13 protein-coding genes are annotated in these 14,988 nt (G+C 69.2%); 1 reads left to right on the forward strand and 12 read right to left on the reverse strand.

Annotation, left to right across the window (positions count from 1 at the left end; all coding sequences use genetic code 11):
• From BLS97_RS05775 to allB, 10 genes are all read right to left on the reverse strand, one after another.
• Positions 1-1,287, reverse strand: coding sequence for a DUF6986 family protein (locus BLS97_RS05775; RefSeq protein ID WP_090475028.1), 1,287 nt, complete (start codon positions 1,285-1,287; stop codon positions 1-3).
• Positions 1,271-2,869: a malate synthase A gene (gene aceB, locus BLS97_RS05780; protein WP_090475030.1), complete on the reverse strand. Its 1,599-nt coding sequence runs from the start codon at positions 2,867-2,869 to the stop codon at positions 1,271-1,273. Before aceB ends, BLS97_RS05775 begins: the two co-directional genes overlap by 17 nt.
• Positions 2,870-2,994: 125 nt before the next feature.
• The gene (pucL, locus tag BLS97_RS05785) at positions 2,995-4,038 is read right to left on the reverse strand and encodes a factor-independent urate hydroxylase (protein WP_231988379.1); all 1,044 of its coding nucleotides are present in this window, start codon (positions 4,036-4,038) and stop codon (positions 2,995-2,997) included.
• Between the two features lie 3 nt (positions 4,039-4,041).
• Positions 4,042-4,404 carry a hydroxyisourate hydrolase gene (gene uraH / locus BLS97_RS05790; protein ID WP_090475031.1) on the reverse strand — a complete coding sequence of 121 codons (363 nt, stop codon included), beginning with the start codon at positions 4,402-4,404 and terminating at the stop codon, positions 4,042-4,044.
• The gene (uraD, locus tag BLS97_RS05795) at positions 4,401-4,901 is read right to left on the reverse strand and encodes a 2-oxo-4-hydroxy-4-carboxy-5-ureidoimidazoline decarboxylase (RefSeq protein ID WP_090475033.1); all 501 of its coding nucleotides are present in this window, start codon (positions 4,899-4,901) and stop codon (positions 4,401-4,403) included. Before uraD ends, uraH begins: the two co-directional genes overlap by 4 nt.
• Positions 4,898-5,671, reverse strand: a complete 774-nt coding sequence (locus BLS97_RS05800; RefSeq protein ID WP_231988380.1) for a GntR family transcriptional regulator — start codon at positions 5,669-5,671, stop codon at positions 4,898-4,900. Before BLS97_RS05800 ends, uraD begins: the two co-directional genes overlap by 4 nt.
• A gap of 279 nt (positions 5,672-5,950) precedes the next feature.
• Positions 5,951-6,685 carry an aspartate/glutamate racemase family protein gene (locus BLS97_RS05805; RefSeq protein WP_090475037.1) on the reverse strand — a complete coding sequence of 245 codons (735 nt, stop codon included), beginning with the start codon at positions 6,683-6,685 and terminating at the stop codon, positions 5,951-5,953.
• Between the two features lie 302 nt (positions 6,686-6,987).
• Positions 6,988-8,544, reverse strand: a complete 1,557-nt coding sequence (locus tag BLS97_RS05810) for an NCS1 family nucleobase:cation symporter-1 (RefSeq protein WP_090475038.1) — start codon at positions 8,542-8,544, stop codon at positions 6,988-6,990.
• 271 nt (positions 8,545-8,815) lie between these two features.
• Positions 8,816-9,898: an allantoicase gene (gene alc, locus BLS97_RS05815; RefSeq protein WP_090475040.1), complete on the reverse strand. Its 1,083-nt coding sequence runs from the start codon at positions 9,896-9,898 to the stop codon at positions 8,816-8,818.
• Between the two features lie 44 nt (positions 9,899-9,942).
• A complete protein-coding gene (gene allB, locus BLS97_RS05820) occupies positions 9,943-11,316 on the reverse strand; it encodes an allantoinase AllB (RefSeq protein WP_456238317.1) in 1,374 nt (457 codons plus the stop codon).
• Between the two features lie 158 nt (positions 11,317-11,474).
• Here allB and BLS97_RS05825 point away from each other — a divergent pair, with 158 nt between their 5' ends.
• A complete protein-coding gene (locus BLS97_RS05825) occupies positions 11,475-11,972 on the forward strand; it encodes a phosphoribosyltransferase (RefSeq protein ID WP_090475042.1) in 498 nt (165 codons plus the stop codon).
• 54 nt (positions 11,973-12,026) lie between these two features.
• On the opposite strand, the gene BLS97_RS05830 is transcribed toward BLS97_RS05825, so the two are convergent.
• Entirely contained in the window at positions 12,027-14,108 is a 2,082-nt protein-coding gene (locus BLS97_RS05830; protein ID WP_197676424.1) for an alpha-galactosidase, read from the reverse strand.
• 81 nt (positions 14,109-14,189) lie between these two features.
• On the reverse strand, positions 14,190-14,984 hold the full coding sequence (locus BLS97_RS05835) for a DeoR/GlpR family DNA-binding transcription regulator (protein ID WP_090475044.1): 795 nt from the start codon (positions 14,982-14,984) through the stop codon (positions 14,190-14,192).
• Positions 14,985-14,988 lie beyond the last annotated feature (4 nt).

Genomic DNA, 14,988 nt, shown 5'->3' on the forward strand with positions numbered 1-14,988 from the left:
TCACGATCTTCCCCCGGGCGGGGCGCCGCGCACGAGGTACCGCTCGACGACGGCGCGGTCGATCCCGGCCACGGCCAGCATCTCCTCCGGCCGGACGGCCCCACAGGCCAGCGCGGCGGCCAGATGCCGGGCGAGCGCGAACGCGGTGGCCGGCTCGTCCAGCACGCCGCCGGCACCGGGCTCCTGGCGGTGGTAGTCACCGAGCCGGACGGCCGCCTCGGCCCAACCGTCGCGAAAGAAGGAGAACGTGGCCGCGAACCGCGACGGCAGCTGCGCCGCGTGCAGGTCCCAGCCCTGGAAGATGCCCTGCCGCAACGCCCGGAGCACCCCGTCGGCGTGGGTCGCCCACCGCTGCCCGACCACGTCGGGCGGGCCGACCGGCACCTTGTTGTCCGAGCCGTCGGAGACCCGGACACCCGTCTCGGCGGCCGCGAGCATCATCAGTGATTTGGCGAAATCGGCCACCGGATGACGCAGATTCTGGTGCGCCCCGAGGATTCCCAGACTGGCCGTGTAGTCATACGTACCGAAGTGCAAACCGGAGACCCGGCCGTCCGCCGCGTGGATCATCTGGGCCACCGGGACCGTGCCGTCGGCGCCGAGCACGGTCTGGGGAGTCTCCACCTGGATCTCGAAGCGCAACGTCCCCGGCTCGAGCGAGTGGGCGATCTCCAACTGGGCCAGGACGGCCACGAAGACGCCGATCTGGGCCAGGGAGGTGACCTTCGGGAGGGTGACGACGAAGCCGGCCCGCAGCGGTCCGGCCGACAGCACGGCGCCCAGGAACAGGTCCAGGGTGCGCAACCCCCGCTGTCGGGTGGCTCCGGCCAGGCTCCGGATCCGCAGGCCCCACGATCGCGGCATCGGCTCGGCAGCAACGATTCCCGCCGCCCGGACGGCGTGGTCGTCCTCGTCCAGGTCGTCGGCCACGGTGCCCCGGTGGGCCCGGAAGCCGTCCTCGAAATCGATCCGCAGATCCTCGATCGGCTCGGTGACGAGTTTGGCCCTGGTCAGCGCGTCGAGCTCGTCCGGTACGCCGGCCAACCCGGCCAGCAGGTCCTGCCACTGCGCCGCATGCTCGTCGAGGGCTGCCACCGCTGCGCCGCCCCATCCGCGGACGACGCCCGGCACGAACCGCGACACCGGGATGTAGACGGTGTGCACACATCCCGGGGCGGGCGGCCCGGGATAGGCGGCCGCGTAGCTGATGTCGTCCGGAACAAGGGCGTCGTCCCAGCGGGCCAACAGCTCTGGGGCGAGCACCCCGACCTCAGGGAATGAGGTCATAGGCCGGGAGGGTCAGGAAGTCGACGTAATTCTTCCGCGTGGTCAGGTCGACCAGCAGATTCCGCGCATCGGCGAGAAGATTGCGGCCGTGGGGGATCTCGGCCCAGGCGTCGGCCAGATCCTCGGTCGCGGCGTCGGCGATCTCGGTGATCAGGGCCACGGTCACCATCCGGCCGGTGTCCAGCATCGTGTGCGCCTGCAACCACTGCCACACCTGCGACCGGGAGATCTCGGCGGTTGCGGCGTCCTCCATCAGGTGGTGGATGGCCACCGCGCCGCGGCCGGACAACCAGGTCACCAGGTATTCCAGAGCCACCGAGATGTTGCCCCGCAGGCCGGCTTCGGTGACGGGGGTGACCCCGTCGATCTGCAGTGACTTGAAGTTCAGCAGCTCCGGCCCCGGCACCTGGGCGTCCCGCCCCTTGTCCAGCTGGTTTACCCCGTCGCCGAGCGCGGCGTCGAAGATCTCCCGACACACCGGGACCAACCCCGGGTGTGCCACCCAGGAACCCTCGTATCCGGCGTCCGCCTCGCGGGTCTTGTCCGCCCGCACCTTGGCGAAGGCGACCTCGTTGGCCGCCGGGTCCTTGGACGGGATGAACGCGGCCATGCCACCGATGGCGTACGCACCGCGCTTGTGGCAGGTGGCCACCAGCAGGTCCGAGTAGGCCTTCATGAACGGCGCGGCCATGGTGATGGTGTTCCGATCCGGCAGGACGAAGTCGGGTCCGGCGTCGCGGAACGTCTTGATCGCCGAGAACAGATAGTCCCAGCGGCCGGCGTTGAGGCCGGAGGCGTAGTCCCGCAGCTCGTACAGGAACTCGTCCATCTCGAACGCGGCCCAGATGGTCTCGATCAGCATCGTGGCCCGCACGCTGCCCGCCGGGATGCCGCAGTACTGTTCGGCGAACGCGAAAACCTCGGCCCACAGCCGGGCCTCGAGATGCGATTCCATCTTCGGCAGGTAGAACGCCGGCCCCCTCCCCCTGGCCAACAATTCGGAGGCGTTGTGGAAGAAGTACAGACCGAAATCGACCAACGAGCCGGACAGCGGCTCGCCGGCGCGGATCAGGTGCTTCTCGGGCAGGTGCCAACCGCGGGGCCGCATGACGATGACCGCGTGCTCACCGTCGGCGAGACGGTAGGACTTGCCACCCTGTTCGAGCGTGATCGTCTCCCGGATCGCGTCGGCCAGATTGATCTGCCCGTCGATCACGTTGGGCCAGTGCGGCGTATTGGCGTCCTCCATGTCGGCCAGCCAGACCTTGGCCCCGGAGTTCATCGCGTTGATCGTCATCTTCCGGTCGGTCGGGCCGGTGATCTCCACCCGCCGGTCGGACAGGTAGGCCGGCGTCGGCGCGACCGTCCAGTCGCCCGCCCGGATCTCGGCCGTCTCGGGAAGGAAGTCCAGCGTGGCGCCCGCGGCGACGGCGTCCCGGCGCGTGGTGCGCAAGGCCAGCAGCTCGCGCCGCCGATCACCGAACTTCGCGTGCAGGGCGTCCAGGAACTCCAGCGCGGCCGGAGTGAGGACGCGCTCGGCACCGGGGACAACGGGTGCGCCGGCCACAACAGAGATGCTCACGAAACTCCTTCACTCGCAGGCTGCGACCGGCTCGGCCGTCAGAACTTCATCACATCACGGAAGCCTCCCGCCGGGACGGTCCGGACCCGGATTTCGGGTCCCGGCCGGCGCCCCGGCGCAGGTGATCACACGAATCCGGCCACACCGTCCCAGGTGCCGGGCGGTACCGGCGCGTCGTCGCGCACGACGGCCGCCTCGATCAGCCCGTACGGGCGGTCGGCGGCGTAGAAGACCATGTTCGGGTTGTCCAGGTCCCACTTGCCCAGATCGACCACGAAGTGGTGCAGGTTGGGCATGGACAGCCGGATCTCGCTGATCTGCGGGTGAGCCTCCAGGACGCTCCGGCCCATCGCGAACAGCGTCTGCTGCAGGGACAGGCTGTGCACCACGGCGAACTGCTCCAGCAGGATCGCCTTGACCGAGGCGAACACGGAGTCGAAGTCGACCTCGAGGGTGTTGTAGACCCAGCGGGAGGTGACCGAGGTCGCCATCACCCGATCGTCGGTCTCCACCAGCGACGTGTAGGGCACGTCGGGGAACCCGTGGAACTCGCTGCCGGTGCTCTTCAGGACGATCAAGCCGGAAACCCCGGAGATGACGGTCTCGTCCCCGTTCAAGCCCGGCGTCGCTACGCTCGCCCGGCCGACATCCCCCGTCGCTGCGCTCGCCCGGCCGACATCCCCCGTCGCCGCGCTCGCCCGGCCGACATCCCCCGTCGCCGCGCTCGCCCGGCCGACATCCCCCGTCGCCGCGCTCGCCCCGGTCCCCTTCTTCACCACGGTCGTCCGGACGGTGGCCGGACCCCTGGTGAACGAGTGGTCGTGCGGTCCGTCGGCGGTCTGGATGCGGTCCCAGGCGTACTGCTCGATCTCCATGCGGGCGCCCGTCACGTAGGCGTAGGTGCCCACGTAGTTGCGGGCCAGGCGCAGCCCGAACTCCTCGATCGCGCCGATACCGTCCCGGCGGGCCAGGGCGTAGATCGTGTTCTTCTGGGTGTCGGTGGCGATGACCTTGTCGTTGGCCCCGGTGAGGTGGGTGTCGGCGAAGTCGCCGATCAACTGGCTGGTGACGTTGAGGTCGGTGATCACGTGGACCGGTGTGGTCCGGTCCACGTGGACCAGCCGGACCTCGGCCTTCCCGTACCGGTTGGTGCCCAGGACGATCGCCATGTGCTAGCTCCCGAGGTAGGTCGAGTAGGAGTAGGTGCTGGCCAGCACCGGGATGTGGAAATGCGCGCGCGTGGCCGGCAGCAGTACCGACACGGCGATGCGGGGGTAGAACATCGCGCCGTGGACCGCGCGGAAGTAGTCCGCGGTGACGAACACGAGCCGGTACTCCCCCGGTTCGAGCGGCTCGGCGTTGAGCTGGGCGACCCGGCCGTCGGCGTCGGTGACGCCGCCGCCGACCGCAGTGGCCGTGCCGTCGGGCCGGAGCTGCTCCAGCGACACCTCGACGCCCGCGGCGGGCCGGCCGGCGCCGGTGTCCAGCAGGTGGGTCGACACCCGCTCGATGCTCGCCCTCGACGGCTCGCTCATTCCGGCCCCACCGCCTTGGCCAGCCGCAGCAGGCCGATCTGGCGAAGTTCGTCCATCACCACCGGCTTCTCCGATTCGGCATCGTTGGTCAGTCGGGACTTCAGGTTCCCCAGGATCTCAGCCCCCGAACGCCCCGCCGCGCGCAGCAGGAAGATGTACCCGAAACGGGCCTCGTACTCGGCGTTCCCGGCGGCCAGTTCGGCCGCGTCGTCGTCCCGCACCCCGGACTGTTCCGACTCCGACCAGGCCGACTCGGTGGCCGTCCCCGCGACGGCGGCCTTCTTCTCGCCGATCCGGGGGTGCCGGGCCAGCGCTCCGGCCACCTGCCGCCAGCTGATCTGCCCGGCCCGGTCGGCCGCGGCCGCCCGGAGCGATTCCAGGTCGGGGTAGGGCCGTCCGGCCGACACCGCCGACACCCACTCCGGGATGTCGAGGCAGGCACCGAGAACCTCTGTGGCCACGGCGTCATCGGAGTTGAACTCGGTCAGCGTGGTCACGACGGCACCCCTCGACGGCCGTCGGGGCGCGGCCGGTGCGGCGGCGACCCGGTGTCGCCGTCGGGTTCGGTGAACAGTCCGGTGTCGACCGGCAGGGCCGCGATGGAAGTGTCCAGGTGGTCGAGGTGGCGGCTGGCCACGGCCAGCAGGGCAGCGGCCTGACGGGCCACGAAGTGGTCGAGCATCGCCCGGTGCTCGGCGTGCAGGCGTCCACGCTGAGCCTGGTCGATGTGCGCCATCGGCTGGAACGGCTCGGTCACGTTCCACGCCGACTCGAGCATGCCGAGCAGCGGGCGCATGCGGGACGGGGTGACCAGGGCCAGGTGGAACCGGCGGCTCTGCACGTGGTAGCCGTGGAAGTCGTTGTCGGACATGGCTCGGTCCAGGGCGGCGAGGGCGTCCACGGCGACCGCGTCGTCGGCCGGGGTGGCCAACTCGACCGCGGAGGCCAGCGCCGCCTTCTCCAGCACCCCGCGCACCGTGTACAGACCTTTGAACTCCTCGACGGTCAGCTGGGCGACCAGGTACCCGGAGTGCGGGCGGTGGTCGACCAACCCTTCACCGATCAGCGTGCGGAGCGATTCCCGCACCGGGATACGGCTGACGCCGAACGTCTCGGCCACCTGATCGACCGGGATAGGCGTTCCCGGTGCCACGCCGCCCTCGAGGATCACGCGTCGGAGTTCGGCCAGGATCGCGGCTTGGGAACGGGTGGTCCGGTCACACTGCAGCCGGGCGATGAGGGTGGACGGACGTCTGGCAGCCGGCACCGAATGTCCCTCCGTCGATCGGTGGGCGCCGCCTCGGGGCGTTCGCGCCACTGTGCCGGGCCAACGTCCCGTCGGCGCCCGACAGGTCTTCTCCTTCGTTCTGCCGGACGGTATCGACCGTATGTTGCCTCCCGATGACGCCCAGGCTGCGCCGGCAAGACTCCGGCGCGGGGCGCCGGGCGTCATCGGCGGGGGCCCAGGACGGTCCGACATGGCGCCATCATGGCACCCGGCCCGCAACTGCCGCCGCATTCGGCGGCGCCGGTCGGCCGGCGGAGATCAGAGGACCGCGAACTCGCTCAGCAGGCCGACGTACTGCTTGGCCGGCGGCGGCGCGAACTCGCCCCAGGTGCTCGTCCGCAGGCCGAGCGCGACCAGCGATTCGGCCATCTTGGTGGCGGCGGCCACCCCGTCGATCACCGGGACGCCGAGCACGGAACTGATCTCGGCGGCCAAGTCGGCCATGCCGGCGCACCCGAGGACGATGACGTCCGCCTGGTCCTCGACCAGCGCCGCCCGGCACTCGGCGGTGATGAGTTCGCGGGCACCCGATCCAGGCTCGTCCAGCTCGAGCACCGGGACCTCGCAGGCCCGTACACCGCGGCAGCGGTCAGCGAATCCGTAGTGCGCGGCCAGGTCCCAGGCCCGACCCCGGGTCCGGCCGAGCGTCGTCACCACGCTGAAGCCGCGGCCGAGGAAGCTGGCCGCGTGCATGGCCGCTTCGGCGATGCCGACGACCGGCCCGGACGCCAGCTCCCGGGCCGCGTCCAGTCCGGGATCGCCGAAGCAGGCGATCACGTAGCCGTCCGCGCCCTCACCCTCACCTCGCTCGACCTCCTCGAGCAGGCCGGGCACCGACAGTGCCTCGTCGTAGTGACTCTCGATCGACGCCGGGCCCATCGACGGACTGACGGCGCTGATCTCGGTGCCTGCCGCGGCCACCGCGCGGGCGCAGTCGCCGATCCGCCGGGTCATGGCCCACGTGGTGTTCGGATTGATGATCTTGATCAGCATGGCTTCTCCGTAGGGCGGCGTGGATCAACTTCGCAGGCGTGGCCAAAAATGACGCCTTCCGTCACTCCAGTCCCAAACCGGAGAAGTTGATCAACGCCAGAGGTCGGGACGTGCCGACAGAGTTCGGGACGTGCCGACAGAGTTCGGGACGTGGCGACAGAGGTCGGGACTTGCCGGCAGAGGTCAGGACCGGCGGTCGACGTCGCCGTCGGGACCTTCCGACGGGGACAAGACCGTTCCGACGACGACGTACCGGGCGAGGCCGTCCGGCCGACGACGTACCGGCTGCGGCGGGAACCGGCTCACACGGCCGCGAGATCGTCGACTGGGACCGAGTTCTTGACGATCGCCGTGCCGACATAGTGGCCGACGAAGCCGAGCCCGGCACAGATGAACCAGCTGTAGGCGGCCACGCCGGAGGAGGCCCAGAAGACGATGATCACGCCGACCAGCGCTCCGACCAGGGTGGACACGATGGCCACCGGGTTGTACCCGCGCGAGTAGTGGTAGCGCCCCTTCGGATCCAGCGTGTACAGGTCGTCGACCACCACCCGACGCTTCTTGATCAGGTAGTAGTCGGCGATCAGGACGCCGTACAGCGGACCGATGAAGCAGCCGAGGATGTCGAGCGTGTAATGGATCGTCTCCGGGTTGTTGTAGAGATTCCACGGGGTGATCAGCACCGAACCAACGGCCGCGATCATCCCGCCCATCCGCCAGGAGATGCGCTGCGGGTTGACGTTGGAGAAGTCGAACGCCGGCGAGATGAAGTTGGCGACGATGTTGATTCCGACGGTGGCGATCATGAAGGTCAGCGCCCCGATCAGCACCGCGGTGGTGGAGTCGAGTTTGGAGACGGTGACCACCGGGTCGGTGATCAGCTGCCCGAACACCGGACGGGTGGCGGCCGCGGTGACCACGACCAGCACCGAGAAGACGATGAAGTTCAGCGGCAGGCCGAGCAGGTTGCCGCGTTTGATCGCCCCGAAAGACTTGCCGTAGCGAGCGAAATCGCCGTAGTTGAGCATCGGACCGGAGAAGTAGGAGACGACCAGCGCGATGGAGCTGAGCAGTACCGGGACAACCGCCCAGCCGGTCAGCGTCAGACCGCCGTCGGCCAGGTTGAAGTTGATGTGGCTCCAGCCGGCCTTGGTCACCAGGTAGATGGCCAGGACGAACATGACCACATACACGGCCGGCCCACAGAAGTCGATGAACTTGCGAATGGATTCCATGCCCCGCCAGAACACGATGGCCTGGGCCACCCACATCAACATGAATCCGGCCCACCCCAGGGCCGAGAGCCCGGCGAATCCGTGCTGCGCCTTGTCGGCCCACGGGGCGACACCGGGCCATATCTTCACAGCCAGCAAGACGATCGAGTTGGACGCCAGATAGGTCTGGATCCCGTACCAGGCAACGGCAATGAGGCCGCGGATGATGGCCGGCACGTTCGCGCCGAGCACTCCGAACGGAATCCGCGAGGCCACCGGATATGGAGTACCGGTGGCGTGTGACGGTTTGGCCACCAGATTGCACAGGAAATAGACGATCACAATACCGACCAATAGTGCGATGAGTACCTGCCAGGCGGCCAGGCCGAGCGCGAACAGGCTGCCGGCCGTGACGTATCCGCCGACGCTGTGCACATCGGACATCCAGAACGCGAAGAACGCATAGGACTTCCACGTCTGCTGTTTCAGCGGTGCGAGATCCTCGTTGGTCAGTCGGGGGTCGTAGCCGGGCTTGATCAGGCCACCGAGTTCACTCGGCTCGGCGTGTCCACCGGTGGGGTGGTGCGGCGCCGGCACCTCGGCGACCTCAGCGGTTGTTGCTGTGCGAGTGGATGTATCGGTCATCGGGACTCCAATCGGGGCTCAGAGACGGACCTCGGCGGTGAGGTGGGCGGCAGCAACCGCGCGGCGCTGCCTCGGCCGGAGGACCGGATCCATCGCCGCGCGGGCGGGGCAGAGGCGAGCACCGGACGCTCGTGATGCACCTCGGCGTACGAACGTCACCGATGCCGGCCAACGCAGCGAAGATTAGCGACGGCGTATTGCGCCTCGATGACACAATGGATATATCTCTTCCGACGCCGTCCGCTCTACCGTCGGCGGCGTTTCCCGCGCCCTACCAGGCGAGGCTGAGGAGTTGCTCCGTCGTCAGGGTCCGGACCGCGACCGGCTCGAACCCGGCTGTGGCCAGGACCGTGGCGTAGGCCGGGGGCGGCAGCAGCCGCAGCCAGTGCGCGATGGCCTGGGCCAGGGCGTCCCCGGCCAGCTCGCCCATCAGGTGCAGTCGGGAGAAACCGCCGTCCGGGAAGACATCGACCCGTACCGCCGAGATGGCCGGGGTCGGGTCCAGCCGGAAGCGGTTGTGCCCGTCCGGTGAGATGGCCGATTCGGCCAGGATCTCCTGCCACGGCGCCTCGTCGTCGGTCCGGCCGGACAACCGGACGCGGCCCGGGGCGTTGCCCAGGAAGTACCCCGTGTCGATGTCGACGTAGGACAGATGTGACGGCCCGGCCAGGGTGACGACGAGGTAGTCGTTGCCCGCGGTGCGGCGACGGGCCGTCTCCCACCCCTCGGACATGGATCGGGCCACGCCCGGATAGAGCACCTGACGGGCATCGGAGTAGAACATGTCCGAGCATTCGGCGATCTCGCCGCCGTTGTGGAGGGCGGCCAGGTCGATACGGCTGCCCAGCACCCGGGGGTCGGGGACCGGCGTGCCCAGCACCCGTAGCCGCGCAACCCCGCCGTCGGGGAAGATGTTGAGCCGGACGTGGCTGAACGCATAGTGGTTGTGCACCCGATAGGTGTTGGCGGTGTCGCCTCGGGCCGCCGATTGCGGGACCACCGCGACCCATTCCGCCTGGGCCAGTTGGTCGTTCGAGGGGTTGCCGTCCAACCAGGTCGCCTCGACGGAGATCTCCGGCGGGTAGTTCCCGGTGAACCAGGCGGTGTCGACCACTATCTCGTGAAGGGTGCCCGGGACGCCGAGCGCGACGATCGCCCAGTCGTACCCCGGGGTGCGCCGACGCCTGGTCTCCCAACCGTCGTAGATCTTGCCGTGCGGACCGAATTCCAGCTTGTCGTGCAGCGGGGCCCACGGCTGGATCAGCGCCTCGCGGGGCGCGAAGAAGTCGTCACTGGCCCATCGGACCGAGCCGCCGAGAGAACGCGAGGCGAGGTCGAGGTCGGTGCGCTTCATATCCGGGTTCACACTCCGTGCGGTGATCGATGGTGACGGGCGATCTACGACTGCTTGCGCAGCAGCTGTCCCGCGACCATATCGTCCTGGAGCTCGGTCCCGCGGAGCCAGCGTCGCCGGACGACCCCGAGCAGTTCGGCCCCCAGATACGGCGTCACCGGGTGCCGGTGCTTGATCGACTCGGTCGTGACCGTGAACCTCTCACCGTCGGCCAGGGCCACCAGATCGGCATCGGCGCCGATCGCGATACGACCCTTCGCCGGCAGTCCGGCCAGGTCAGCCGGCCCACTCGACATCCATCGCAGCACGTCGGCCAGGGTCACCCCGCGGCGAGTGGCCTGCGCCAGCACCGCGGCGAAACCGAACTGCAAGGAGGCGATGCCACCCCAGGCCAGGCCGAGGTCACCCACTTCCAGCAACTTGAGCTCCGGCGTGGACGGCGAGTGGTCGGTCACGACGATGTCGATGGTCCCGTCGGCCAGGGCGGCCCACAGGGCGTCCTGGTCGGCACCGCCCCGGATCGGCGGGCAGCACTTGAACTGTGGCGACCCATCAGGGATGGTCTCGGCGGCCAGAGTCAGGTAGTGCGGACAGGTCTCGGCCGTGATCGGCACGCCAGCCGCCTTGGCCCGGCGCACCAGGTCGGCACCGGCGGCCGAGGACAGGTGCACGATGTGGGCTCGACATCCGGTGGCCGCGGAAGCCTCGATGACGGTCGCAATGGCCACCGCCTCGGCCGTGTCGGGCCGGGAATCGACGAACGCGGCGTAGCTGCGGCCCTGCGGCGTCGGCGAGACATGCAGTACGCCAGGGTCTTCCGCGTGCACCAGCATGAGGCCGCCGATATCGGCCACCACCCGCATGGCGGTGAGCAACTCCGTTGCCGACAGCGGCGGAAATTCGGGCACCCCCGAGTCCTGCAGGAAGCACTTGACGCCGAACACCCCGTCCGCGAACAGATCCGGCAGGTCGGCCAGGTTGGTCGGCACCGCTCCGCCCCAGAAACCGACGTCGACGTGACAGCGGCCCCGGGCGACCTTCCTCTTGGTGGCCAGGGCAGCCGCCGTCAGGGTCGGCGGAAGGGAGTTGAGCGGCATGTCGATGATCGTGGTGACGCCGGCCGCGGCGGCCGCGGCGGTGGCCGACTCGAAGCCCTCCCACTCGGTGCGTCCGGGCTCGTTGATGTGCACGTGGGTGTCGACCAGACCGGGGATCAGGACGACGTCGGCCTCGAGCGTGACCACCCGGGGAGCCAGTGGCACGACCTCGAACGGCTCGATGGACACCACCGTGCCGCGCCGGATGCCGAGCGCGGCCGATGTCTCCACCCCGTCGATCATCACCCGGGGCGCGCGGATCGCCAGGTCGAGCAGCTGCCGGTTGGTCACCCGTCCGACGCCGGCCAGTTCGGAAGCCAGAGCCAACACCCCCTTTCGCCCGTCGCGCCGGCGTCACCGCCGAAATTCTGTGGTCCCCGGAGGGTATCGAAGGCAATATTGTCGGTCCGGGTCGGTCCGGTGACGCACTTGTTACGGCCTTGACCGTCGGACCTCCGGCGGGCCTGTAGGTTCGGCCCATGGTGACCCCGACCTCGAGGCCTGTCCGCGAAGTACTGACCTGGGAGCGGTTCGGCGTCGCGTGCCGCCAATTGGCCCAGCAGGTCGCCGACGACGGATTCACCCCCGAGATCGTCATCGCGGTGGCTCGCGGCGGACTGCTCCCGGCCGGTGCTCTGGCCTACGCCCTCGGCACCAAGGCCGCGGGCACGCTGAACGTCGAGTTCTACTCCGACATCGAACAGACCCTGCCCGACCCGGTGGTCCTGGAGCCGATGCTCGACACGGTGGCGATCAGCGGCAAGCGGTTGCTGGTGGTCGACGACGTCGCCGACTCCGGCCGCACCCTGGCCCTGGTCATGGATCTGATGCGCCAGCACGGCGCCGAGGCGCGATCCGCCGTGCTGTACACCAAGCCCCGGACCATCCTGGTGCCCGACTATTCCTGGCGCGAGACCGAGTTGTGGATCACCTTCCCGTGGTCGGCCCAACCGCCGGTCGTTCCCGCGGGGCGCTGACCGAGCGATCCCTGCGAGCCGCGGCGCGGTGGGACCGACCGCCGGGAGTCGAACTCAGACGGCGACCAACTCCAGTAGGAGCGCCTCTTCCGGATGCAGCACGGGCAGCGGGAGGCCGACCGTCTGCAGGGTCCGGCCGGACATCGTCGCCGACCCGGCGGCCAGCCAGGGCGGTGGAACCCGGTGTCCGGCGGCGGGTTCACCGGCCGGAGTCAGAGGCGTGACCCGATAGCGGCGGTCCGGGTCGAGCCCGGCGAACCGGGCCGCCGACGGCTTCTCGGCCAGCGTCGTCGCCAACTGGGCGTAGCAGAACACCGCGCTGCTCCGATCAGCGGCGACCACCCCGCTGAAGGTGGCGCTGGGGTCCGGGTGGTCGATGTTGACCGTGCTGCCGGTGTGCAGCACACCACGCAGCCGCTTGTAGGCGGCGATGATCTCGACCAGCGCCGCCTGGTCCTGCTCGCTCGCGGACGCGATGTCCCATTCGATGCCGAAGTGACCGAAGAACGCGGTGGCGGCGCGGAATGTCAGGTTGTGACGTCGGCCGGTGGTGTGGGCCTCCGGCGGGCCGACGTGGGTGCCGAGAAGTTCCGGCGGAATCAGGAATTGCGTCCACCGCTGGATGTGCTGTCGTTCCAGGGCGTCGTTGCAGTCGCTGGTCCAGAAGCGGTCGGTGTGCTGCAGGATGCCGAGATCGACGCGCGCGCCGCCGCTGGAGCAGCTCTCGATCTCCAGGCCCGGATTGGCTTCCTTCAACCGTTCGAACAGGCGGTACGCGGCCAGGGTCTGGGCGTGCACGCCGGCTCGACCTTCGTGCATCGCGTGCACCAGATCCCGGTTGTGGTCCCACTTGATGAAATCAATACCGTATTCCTTGACCAACGAGTCGATCCGGTCGAACAGGTATTCCGCCGCCTCCGGACGTGCCACGTCCAGCACCTGCTGGTACCGGGCCTCCGGCGGCAGCCGGTCGTGCGGCCCGAGCAGCCAGTCCGGGTGTGCCCGGTACAGGTCGGAATCGACGTTGATCATCTCCGGTTCGAACCACAGTCCGAACTGCATGCCCAGACCGCGCACGTGATCGACCAAGGGGCCCAGACCGTCCGGCCAGACATCGGACGACACGGTCCAGTCGCCCAGGGACGAATGATCGTCGCGGCGGCCGCCGAACCAGCCGTCGTCCAGCACGAAGCGTTCCACCCCGACCCGTGCCGCGATGTCCGCCAGATCCCGCAACCGGGTCAGGTCGTGATCGAAATACACTGCCTCCCAGGTATTCAGGACGACCGGGCGCGGACCGTCGTTCCGATGCGACCGGACCAGATGGTGGAATCGCTCGGAGATCCCGTCGAGTCCGCGATCCGACCAGGCGCCGTAGACGTCCGGCGTGCGGTAGCTCTCCCCGCCGAGAAGTTCCACTTCACCCGGGGCCAGCAACTCGGCCGCGCCGATCACGCGCGTGCCGTCGGGGATCGCCTCGGACCAGGTCGCCTGATCGCCGCTCCAGGCCAGATGCACGCTCCACAGCGTCCCCGTCCGGTTGCCGAAACCGTCGGTACCAACGGTGGTCACGAAGGACGCATCCGAAGCCGTACGGCCACGGCGGTTCTCGCGGGTCCACGCACCCATCCCGAGCCGCTGACGCTGGGGCACCCGCTCGGCGCTCCACCGGCCGGTGAAGTCCAGCACTTCCGTGGCCACGTCCGGGATCGGCAGTATCGCAGCCAGTTCGGCCAGCTGGTAGGGGGTCTCGCCGGTGTTGCGCACCTCGTGATTGATCCGCAGCACGCCGCTGCCGGTGAGCTCGAGCTCGCTCCGCACGGACAGGCCCGCACTGTCGTCGGTGCTGGTCAGTACGACCACGTCGCCGCTGACCTCGCACGAGGTCAGACCCAGGCGGGGCGCGAAATCGGCTCCGCTGCGATGGCCACTGAGCCCGGGCCGGCCGCGATACCCCAGAGCGCGCTCGGGCAACAGCCCGCGCCGTAACGGCTGGTCCAGAACCGCGTTCGGCACCGCCGGGACCGAGTCGGCCAACAAGTCCCCCAGCTCCGCCGGTGACAGGTCACCCAAGTCGGCCCCCCAGTGGGCCAGCGCCGGCTGGCCTTCCCCGGTGGCGTCGATCAGCACGCTCACACCGGCACGACGAAGATGGACGATCCTATTGCTGGACAAGGCGCATTTCCCTTTCGGAACAGCTGTCGAAGAAGGTGGGGTTCAGCTGCGGGACAGCGACGGTTCGACCGGAACCACGATCAATTCGCCGACCTGTTCGGTCAGGATCCTGCGGGCTTCGTCGCCGATTCCGTCGTCGGTGATCAACACATCGGCGATCGACAACCGGCCGAAGTCGGCCAATCCGGCCGTACCCCATTTCGTGGAGTCGGCCAGCACCACGACCTGACGGGCGCTGGCGATCAAGGCCATGTTGGTCTGCGCCTCGGCCAGGTTCGGTGTGGTGAAACCGGAACGGGCGTCCATGCCGTGCACACCGAGGAACAGCCGGTCGACGTGGAGCGAGCTGATCGCGCGGTCGGCGATCGGACCGACCAGCGCCGCGCTCGGCGTCCGCGAGCCACCGGTGAGGATGACGTTGAGATCGGACGGGCGACTTCCGGCCGCCAGCACGTCGGCCACCGTGGTCGAATTCGTGACCACGGCCAGCGGCTGCGAGCCGGCCTGGATGTGCCGGGCCAGCATCCAGGTGGTGGTGCCGGCCGACAGCGCGATGGCCGACTTGTCCAGCAACTGCGCGGCGCGGGCCGCGATGGCCCGCTTGGCCGGCTGCTGCAGCACGCTCTTCGCCTCGAAGCCGGGCTCCTCCGAACTGCTCGCGGTCAGGACCGCTCCACCGTGCACCTTGCGGAGCCAGCCGTGTGTCTCCAGGTGTTCCAGATCGCGACGAACGGTCATGTCGGACACGCCCAGCAGCTCGGTCAGCTCACTGACCCGCACGCCGCCCACGCGCTCCACTTCGGCCAGGATGAGTTCTCGGCGTTGACTGACCAACATGACT

It is taken from the genome of Nakamurella panacisegetis (genome assembly GCF_900104535.1).
GTDB classification, from domain to species: Bacteria; Actinomycetota; Actinomycetes; order Mycobacteriales; family Nakamurellaceae; genus Nakamurella; species Nakamurella panacisegetis.

What these genes read in the sequence shown, in the direction of transcription:
- BLS97_RS05775 (WP_090475028.1), bottom strand. Translation starts at nt 1,287, where the DNA reads ATGACCTCATTCCCTGAGGTCGGGGTGCTCGCCCCAGAGCTGTTGGCC.
- pucL (WP_231988379.1), bottom strand. Translation starts at nt 4,038, where the DNA reads ATGGCGATCGTCCTGGGCACCAACCGGTACGGGAAGGCCGAGGTCCGG.
- uraH (WP_090475031.1), bottom strand. Translation starts at nt 4,404, where the DNA reads ATGAGCGAGCCGTCGAGGGCGAGCATCGAGCGGGTGTCGACCCACCTG.
- BLS97_RS05805 (WP_090475037.1), bottom strand. Translation starts at nt 6,685, where the DNA reads ATGCTGATCAAGATCATCAATCCGAACACCACGTGGGCCATGACCCGG.
- BLS97_RS05810 (WP_090475038.1), bottom strand. Translation starts at nt 8,544, where the DNA reads ATGACCGATACATCCACTCGCACAGCAACAACCGCTGAGGTCGCCGAG.
- alc (WP_090475040.1), bottom strand. Translation starts at nt 9,898, where the DNA reads ATGAAGCGCACCGACCTCGACCTCGCCTCGCGTTCTCTCGGCGGCTCG.
- BLS97_RS05825 (WP_090475042.1), top strand. Translation starts at nt 11,475, where the DNA reads ATGGTGACCCCGACCTCGAGGCCTGTCCGCGAAGTACTGACCTGGGAG.
- BLS97_RS05835 (WP_090475044.1), bottom strand. Translation starts at nt 14,984, where the DNA reads ATGTTGGTCAGTCAACGCCGAGAACTCATCCTGGCCGAAGTGGAGCGC.